Origin of the sequence: uncultured Romboutsia sp., assembly GCF_958366745.1 — a bacterium.
Classification (GTDB): domain Bacteria; phylum Bacillota; class Clostridia; order Peptostreptococcales; family Peptostreptococcaceae; genus Romboutsia; species Romboutsia timonensis.
In genome coordinates this window covers 1-8,213 of the sequence record NZ_CATXCO010000102.1, presented here as the reverse complement: position 1 = coordinate 8,213, position 8,213 = coordinate 1, and the positions used below count along the sequence as shown (strand labels likewise).

Sequence of the window (8,213 nt, the reverse complement as noted above, 5' to 3'; positions counted from 1 at the left end):
TATCTATAAAAAATGGTATCGATATAATAAGAGTATTTGATGCATTAAATGATGTTAGAAATTTAGAAGCTTCAATTAAATCTATAAAAAAATACAATGGTCACTGCCAATGTGCAATATCATATACTACAAGTCCAATACATACACCAGAGTATTACTTAGAATTAATAAAAACTATGGAATCTATGGGTGCAGACTCTATATGTATAAAAGATATGGCAGGAGTTTTAACTCCATATAAAGCTTATGATTTAGTAAAACGTATAAAAGAAATGACAGACATTCCTATAGATCTTCATACTCACTGTACAGGTGGAATTGCAGATATGATATATATGAAGGCTGTTGAAGCAGGTGTTGATATAATAGATACAGCAATATCACCATTTAGTGGTGGAACAAGTCAACCTCCAACAGAATCACTTTCTTTAACATTTTCTGAAATGGAAAGAAATCCAGGTCTTGATATGGAAAAATTACTACAAGTCGCAGAATATTTCAAACCAATAAGAGATAAATATATGTCTGATAAAATATTAAATCCAAAAGTACTATTAACAGAACCACAAACCTTAAAATACCAAGTACCAGGAGGTATGCTATCTAATCTTTTATCACAATTAAAACAGCAAAATGCAGAAGATAAATATGAAGATGTTTTAAAAGAAGTTCCAAGAGTTAGAAAAGACTTAGGATATCCTCCACTTGTTACACCAATGAGTCAAATGGTTGGGACTCAAGCTTTATTTAATGTGTTAACAGGTGAAAGATATAAATTAGTTCCAAAAGAAATAAAAGACTATGTAAGAGGTAACTACGGTAAATCACCAGCTCCTATAAGTGATGAATTTAGAAAAAAAATAATAGGAGATGAAGAGGTAATAACTGTAAGACCTGCAGATTTAATAGAGCCTGAATTTGAAAAAATGAAAAAAGAAGCAGGGGACTTAGCTAAAACTGATGAAGATGTATTAGCTGTTGCACTATTTCCACAAGTTGCTCCTAAGTTTTTAGAAAATAAATATAATAAAAAGCCTGTAGAAGAAGATAATAAGATTAAATTTATAAATGTAACTATGTAGAAAATAGGTGATAATATGGGTGAAAATTTAAATTTAATGCAAGCTTTATATGTAACAATATCAAGTATGGCAATGGTGTTTTTAATATTATTAGTAATTTCAGGAATACTTAGCTTATTTAAACATATCTTTAAAAATGAAAATAATATAAAAAAACCTAATGCTAACAACACATGTAGAGATTTTGTTAATAACAATTCAGTAGAAGATAATTTTGAAATTGATGAAGAAGAAAAAATAGTAGTAGCATTAGCAGCATCTATAATGGCAGGAGATGGTATACCAAATCCTAATCTTCATATAAAAAGAATAACAAGAATATCATAGTGAATTTAAAATATATAAATAAAAACTAAGATAATAGATATCTTAAAAATTAAAATATAGGGGGATTTTAAAATGAGTTCTAAAACATATCATATAAAATTAAATGGAAAAGTATATGAAGTAGAAATAGAAGAAGTAAAAGAAGGTCAAAATGTAGCAGCTACATCTACACCAAAAGAAGAGCCACAACAAGAAGTTAAAAAAGCACAACCAGTAAGTAGTGGAGAGTCTATAACTGCTCCAATGCCTGGAACAATAACAAATATATTAGTAAAAGAGGGAGATAACGTTAAAAAAGGTCAAGTATTAGCTATACTTGAAGCTATGAAGATGGAAAATGAAATAGTAGCACCACATGATGGAGCAGTAAAAGCTATATCTGTAGATAAAGGTCAAAATGTAAATCCAGGTGAGATATTACTTAAAATGGCTTAGTCTATAGGTAAAGGGGGATTTTACTATGGGAGAGATGATAAATAGTTTCATATTAGAATCAGGTTTTGCTAATATGGGCATTAAAAGTATAATAATGATATTAATAGCTTGTGTATTTTTATACTTAGCTATAAAAAAAGGATACGAACCATACTTATTAATACCAATTTCAGTTGGTATGTTACTTGCAAATATGCCAGGAGCAGATTTAATGAAAGCTCCAACTGATGGAGAACTAGGTGGACTTTTATATTATTTATATCAAGGGGTTAACTTAGGTATTTTTCCACCAGTAATTTTCTTATGTATAGGGGCAAGTACAGACTTTGGACCAATGATTGCAAACCCTAAAACAATGCTACTTGGGGCAGCAGCTCAATTTGGTATATTCTTTGCATTTTTAGGAGCAATACTTCTTGGATTTAATGGGCTTGAAGCAGCTTCAATAGGTATAATAGGTGGAGCTGATGGACCAACAGCAATACAACTTACATCAAAATTAGCACCACATATGCTAGGAACTATAGCACTTGCAGCATATTCATATATGGCTTTAGTTCCAGTTATACAACCACCAATAATAAGAGCATTAACAACTAAAGAAGAAAGAGCTATAAAAATGGAACAATTAAGACCAGTTTCAAAAACTGAAAAAATAGTATTTCCTATAGTTGCTATGATAATAGTTATAGGACTTTTACCTACAGCAGCCCCACTTATAGGAATGCTAATGTTCGGTAACCTATTAAAAGAAAGTGGAGTAGTTCCGAAGCTAGTTGAAACAGCACAAAATTCATTAATGTATATAGTAACAATATTTTTAGGTCTTACAGTAGGTGCTACTGCTAATGCAGAGACTTTTTTAACACTTCAAACTTTAGGAGTTACAGCTATGGGACTTGTAGCGTTCTCTGTAGGTACAGCATCAGGAGTACTATTTGGAAAAATTATGTGTAAGGCAACTGGTGGTAAAGTTAATCCAATGATAGGTGCAGCTGGGGTTTCGGCAGTTCCTATGGCAGCGAGAGTTGTTCAAAAGGTTGGGCAAGAAGAAAATCCATCAAATTTCTTACTTATGCATGCAATGGGACCTAATGTTTCTGGAGTTATAGGTTCTGCAGTAGTTGCAGGAATACTTTTAAAATTCTTTATGTAGAAGATAAAAGCTATCCAATTAGGATGGCTTTTTTTATGTATAAGGAAAATGATATAAAATTTTGTAGAGAACCTATGAATAGAATAGGTATCAATAATTTTAGAAGCGAAAAAAGATATTTTGAAATGATTTGCCACAAAGTAGTTTAAGCAATGGATATTATCAAAATATTTATAAAGCGAAGTGAATTTTTATAAACTATAGTTTTAGGATATAATAGTTCATATAGCATTCTTATAAAGAGGTGATAATTTGGATAAGAATTTTTTAAAAAATGATGGACTTTATGTAGCTAAAAATATACTTGGAAAGTTTTTAATAAGAAAATATGATAATTATCAAGTTGTAACTAAAATAGTTGAAACAGAAGGGTATATGGGAATAAAAGATAAAGCAGCGCATGTATATAATGATAAAAAAACTGACAGAACAAAGCCACTATACTTAGAAGGTGGTCATATATATGTATACTTAATATACGGGATGTATCATTGTTTAAATATATCAGCCAATGTTGAAAATGTACCAGAATGTGTGTTAATAAGGGCAGTAGAACCTATAATAGGATTTGATAAAATAGCATTTAATAGATATAAAAAAGATTATGATGAATTAACTAACTACCAAAAGAAGAATATAACAAATGGTCCTGGAAAGCTTTGTATGGCACTAGAAATAGATAGAAGTTTTAATAGTCAGTATATATTAGATAGTGATCTTTATATAAGTGATTTTTACATAGATGAAAATGGAGAAAAAGTATTTGCTGATAATGATTTTGAAGTAGTGGAATCTAAAAGGATAAATATAGATTATGCTGAGGAAGCTAAAGATTATTTGTGGAGATATTATATAAAAGGTAATAAATATGTGTCTGTAAAATAAATAAAAAGACTTTATATGTTACAGAACTTGTAAACTGATATATAGTATGATTATAAAAATATACATTTATAATTGATATATATTGGGAAAATTTAAATTAGAAGGCTAAGTATGGAGAATAATGTAGAAGGATTTACAAAGAGATTTGATAAAAAAGAGACATATTTTACTTTGTGGTAAATGATGATAAAGGAAGTTATTTAACAGTAAAAGGATTATTAGGATAAGAAACAGATAAAAAACTTGGGAAGATGCAGAAAGATACATACAATCTTTCAATGTAGATGAAATTACATATTGTAAGCTTATTACATTAGATGAGTTTGAAGAACATTTTAAGAAATTACGGGCTATATACTTACAAAGTCTTAAAAGTTTAAGTAAAGAAAGAGATGTTTTATGTGAAATAGAAAAATACATAGAAAATAATAAGATAGAATCATATCATAAGTTTGAAGAAGTAAATCAAGAATTTGAACAAATAGAGTTAGAAGTTAATAAATATGGATGCAAAAAATATATATAGATATAAAGGAAAGAGCAGTTAATAGAAGGTTTGAAAAAGAATTATTTAAGTAATTTGAATCAAATTTTAGAATAACTTTAATAATAGATGAGTTAACTCAAGAACAGAAAATAGGAATAGTAAATAAAAATGAAAGTTTTATATTGTCATATCAGGAATAGATAATATAGATTTTAAATAAGATACAATAGTATATAAAATATTATCCCTTATTTAATTATAACTATACTTAAAATTTAAGTATAGTTATAATTAAGATATACAGCTTATTCATCGTAATCAATTTCAAGTTGTTCCGGAATATTGAACGCTCTATTGAAAAGTATATTAAAGTCTTTCCAATCTTTTGATGCTTGCATCAAGGTTATTACTTTTAATAAATGATTTTTTAGGTGATCATTACCTATATCCTCTGTCAAAAACTGGTGATGCTTATGTTTTCTTTGACCGGGTTTTATAGTTGGATTGACTTTTTGAAGTTCTTCTTTTACTCCAGGAGGTAGTAAATCATAAACATACTTATTTGTATATGTACCTACAATACCTGGTCTTTTTGCATTTGGTCTAGGGTAGGTCCAATTTTTTAATCTAAACATTTGTTTATAAAATTCATCAGGGAATCTTTTAGTCCAAGGTAATAACTCTTTAGAAATATACATAGATAATATTTTTTGAAGTTCATCACGATCTCTATCATATTGATATCCTGTAGCTTCATCAACTAATGCTACAATACCTATTTTAGATAAACTTCTTACTAAAATTTCACTTGCTATAGCTAAACCTTGTTGCTGAGAAGTCAATTTATTATCAATTCTTGCTTGTAAATATACATCACATATAAGAGGAATTATTTCAGCTGGATAACCTTCTACAATTCTTCCATTTTTAGTCTTATATTTTATTGTATTTATAAGCATATCTTCTAATTCATTTGTAATATATTCAGATAGATTTTTGGCATCAATAAAACTTGGTAGATTAGGTTTAGATGGAACTCGTATCTCATCTTTTTTTCTACCACGCTTTGTACGTCCAAAAGCTTTAAACACAGTACTTTTATTTATTATTCTTGAACCATTTTCTAATACTGCACAATTCAGTTCTTTTTCACCTATTTTTATAATACCAAAATGTGTTGCTTTTAATATATTATTTTCATTTAATTCCAAGTTAACACCATCCTTTATTTTATTTTGATAAGTAAAATATTACTTAATATTTCTTCATTAGATGAATTAGATGTAATAAGACTCATTATTTCTATTTTGAAATTTATATATAAATAATTTAATTTTTTTATCATATTATACGCTGTATTTTTATTAACATTAAGAATACTAGATAAATATCTATAGCTAATATTTTCTTTAAATAGAAACAAATAAAGAGCAAGTAACCATTTTCTATAATCTAATCTTGTTTTATGCATAATTGTATTTGTTGTAATAGAGGACTTGTTATTACAAATATTGCAATGAAATAGATTTTTATAAGTACTTATTTTATTAGAATAACAATAAGGACATATTAATAAATTTTTAAATTTAAGATTATATAAAAAAGTTTTGTAAGAATCTTCTGTTGGAAATATTTCATAAATATTAAAATCTTTTATCATAAAATTATTATATCATATTAAAAAAATTAATAACTGTATTTAAATAGGTCAATTAGTATTAATATATAATATAAAATTAGGTTAAAATTATTTATTGATATAATATAAAAAATTTAATTGTGGATATGATTCTTGAGAATCGTCTCCACAATTGAAATCCACTAAAACCATATTGATAAAATAATCAATATGGTTTTTATTGTTTGTGTTAGATTTAATATTATGAAACTTTATTATTCATCTTGCAATTTATATTATATAAAAATTTATTTAATGAAAAGTTTATATATTGTACAATAACTTAAATTGATCAATTTTAAGTAAATAATTCTTTTACGATAATAGATAGTAAGTGATGTTACAATATAAAACAAAAATAGATATTAATATATAAATACTTTTATAAAGTGATATAATTAGATTAAGATAATATATATTTATATAAGGAGGATAATTTTGAATATAGGATTTTTATTTGGAGCAGGAGCTGAAATGGGTTATGGTTTACCTTCAGGGGGGAAGTTTGCATTAGAAATATTTAGACAAGATACGACTGAAATAAAGGCATTGTTTAAAGAACAAAGAGAACATATAGATGGATCTACGTACTATGCAGCTAATTGGTTACCAGATGATTATAAAACCAAGAGTGTAACTTCTTTTGGGAAAACTGTTTTTGAAACAATAATAAAAGATACTATTGAGCATAATAGAGGCAAAATAATAGCTAAAATGAACGATTTTGACTCTATAGCTAAATATGAAGAAGTTAAATTAAAGGAGAGTTATAGTAAGACATATTCTCAAATAGTAGAAGAAATATTAGGTACTAAATTAAAAAATTGTAATATGAAACAAGAAATATCATTTATTGAATATTTTAATGAGGGTAATAAAATATTTGAAAGTAATTATTTCTCTTCTTTATTAAAATTATATAAAAAGCCAGATATATTTGATAGTAATACAAAAAGTGAAATAAGAAAAATTATTTTAGCAATATTTCAATTGCAAATAGGAGCATTAAGTGAAAATTTAACTAGAAAAATAAATGATGGGATATTTAAAGATAAAGATGATGCAATAGACTTACTGGATGATATAGGAGATATTATTCAACTTAACTCACAATCTACTGGCCTATCTGGATTAGAGTATGTTATGGATAATAAAAAAATTGATTTAAAATCAGACTCAGATTTAATTTTAAATTTTGCTAGAAATGTAATTGAGTCCATATATGCATCTGTTTTAGATTATAAATCATTAATTGACTCTAATTGGCATTACTTATATTGTCCTAAAGATGAATGGGCAAAGTTTTGTAAAATTAATATATTTTTACTATCAGTGAGAAAATACATAGTTGAGCAGCTTGGTGATACTGATAATATAAAATCAGATGGATATTATCATGATTTAATTAAAGCAATTGACATGAAAAAATTAGAGACGACAACAATTGCGACAACAAATTATAATGTGTTCATTCATGACGTGATAAAAAGAGATATATGCTACTTAAATGGGTCAACAGGTATGTGGTACGATCCGTATCTTAATAGAATAGGTAGCAAAGAGGAGTTATCAGTTAAAGAAGAACATTTTCTTGTTCCTCTAATTTTTACACAAAGTGGAACAAAGCCAATGACTTCGATAGAGATGTCTAAACAGTATGTAAAAATGTATGATGACTTTAAAGATTCAGATAAAATATGCATTATTGGTTTTGGATTTAATCCAGATGATGAACATATTAATGGTATACTAAGAACTTTAATTGACATAGATAATAAAAAAGTTGTTGTAGTTGATATAAATAATGGAACAGATATTGGTGATTTTAAAGAAAGTATCGCAAATAAGCTGAAAATTTTTAACGAGGATAATTTGGAAGTTATTTTAGTAGATTATGATAGAAGTGTAAAAGGAACAAATTGGATTGATATATTAATAAGTGAATAATAAAAATATAAAAATGGTCTAATTTACTGAAGTTTATTAGGAACTATACTATAGTTTATATTTATTACTAGCATAACCTATAATATAATAGTGGGTATGATTTTAGTGAATCGTATCCACCATTAAAATCCACCAATACTCATATCCATTAGATATGAGTATTTCAGATTGTAGACAAAATAGCCATTTTTACTTATATTAAATGGCTATTTTCTT

The 8,213-nt window shown here is 26.7% G+C and carries 7 protein-coding genes; 6 read left to right on the top strand and 1 reads right to left on the bottom strand.

Features of this window, described 5'->3' with window-relative positions:
* From Q5F54_RS07930 to Q5F54_RS07910, 5 genes are all read left to right on the top strand, one after another.
* Positions 1–1,082, top strand: a 1,082-nt coding sequence (locus tag Q5F54_RS07930; RefSeq protein WP_302334197.1) for a pyruvate carboxylase subunit B, incomplete at its 5' end; no start/stop codon positions are given.
* Between the two features lie 15 nt (positions 1,083–1,097).
* The gene (locus tag Q5F54_RS07925) at positions 1,098–1,409 is read left to right on the top strand and encodes an OadG family protein (protein ID WP_288526610.1); all 312 of its coding nucleotides are present in this window, start codon (positions 1,098–1,100) and stop codon (positions 1,407–1,409) included.
* A 72-nt stretch (positions 1,410–1,481) separates the two neighbouring features.
* Positions 1,482–1,844 carry a biotin/lipoyl-containing protein gene (locus Q5F54_RS07920; protein WP_302334196.1) on the top strand — a complete coding sequence of 121 codons (363 nt, stop codon included), beginning with the start codon at positions 1,482–1,484 and terminating at the stop codon, positions 1,842–1,844.
* 25 nt (positions 1,845–1,869) lie between these two features.
* Positions 1,870–3,000 (top strand): sodium ion-translocating decarboxylase subunit beta, encoded by a 1,131-nt coding sequence (locus Q5F54_RS07915; protein ID WP_331562557.1) that lies wholly within the window; start codon positions 1,870–1,872, stop codon positions 2,998–3,000.
* 252 nt (positions 3,001–3,252) lie between these two features.
* The gene (locus Q5F54_RS07910) at positions 3,253–3,885 is read left to right on the top strand and encodes a DNA-3-methyladenine glycosylase (RefSeq protein WP_302334195.1); all 633 of its coding nucleotides are present in this window, start codon (positions 3,253–3,255) and stop codon (positions 3,883–3,885) included.
* Between the two features lie 792 nt (positions 3,886–4,677).
* Here the strand turns inward: Q5F54_RS07910 and Q5F54_RS07905 are convergent.
* Complete coding sequence (locus Q5F54_RS07905; protein WP_071120069.1) at positions 4,678–5,583, bottom strand: P63C domain-containing protein; 906 nt, start codon at positions 5,581–5,583, stop codon at positions 4,678–4,680.
* 905 nt (positions 5,584–6,488) lie between these two features.
* Between Q5F54_RS07905 and Q5F54_RS07900 the strand changes: the two genes are divergently transcribed.
* Positions 6,489–7,997: a hypothetical protein gene (locus tag Q5F54_RS07900; protein WP_242873394.1), complete on the top strand. Its 1,509-nt coding sequence runs from the start codon at positions 6,489–6,491 to the stop codon at positions 7,995–7,997.
* Positions 7,998–8,213: the final 216 nt, after the last annotated feature.

Coding starts and splice junctions, on each gene's coding strand:
- Q5F54_RS07920 (WP_302334196.1), top strand. CDS start 1,482: ATGAGTTCTAAAACATATCATATAAAATTAAATGGAAAAGTATATGAA.
- Q5F54_RS07915 (WP_331562557.1), top strand. CDS start 1,870: ATGGGAGAGATGATAAATAGTTTCATATTAGAATCAGGTTTTGCTAAT.
- Q5F54_RS07925 (WP_288526610.1), top strand. CDS start 1,098: ATGGGTGAAAATTTAAATTTAATGCAAGCTTTATATGTAACAATATCA.